This is a genomic window from Bacillus sp. SIMBA_074, assembly GCF_046534555.1.
Classification (GTDB): Bacteria; Bacillota; Bacilli; order Bacillales; family Bacillaceae_G; genus Bacillus_A; species Bacillus_A mycoides.
Genome location: NZ_JAWRYM010000967.1, coordinates 1 through 249, shown reverse-complemented (window position 1 = coordinate 249; position 249 = coordinate 1). Strand labels below are relative to the sequence as shown.

Below are 249 nucleotides of genomic sequence, written 5' to 3'. Positions count from 1 at the left end.
AGCTTGCCGCGGTTGGGGAACGAGAGCAGCGCATTGAAGCCCTGGCAGAAATAGATGTTGACTTCGCCGTCCTTGAGCTTGTCGAACATCTTCATCGCGTCGTACTGCGGGATGTCGAGCTTGGGCAGCCAGTCGTAGCCCCACTGGTTGTCGGCGGTGGCCTTGTCGCCCCACATCGCCTTGAGGAAGCTGACGAAGAACTTCTCGTAGTTCTGCCAGTAGCTCATCTGGTTGGGCAGCGCCGGCTTG

At 59.0% G+C, this 249-nt stretch carries 1 protein-coding gene; it reads right to left on the bottom strand.

Annotated elements, in window-relative coordinates; translation table 11 throughout:
• Positions 1 to 227, bottom strand: a 227-nt coding sequence (locus SB773_RS33635) for a hypothetical protein (protein ID WP_486304333.1), incomplete at its 3' end; no start/stop codon positions are given.
• Between the last annotated feature and the right edge of the window lie 22 nt (positions 228 to 249).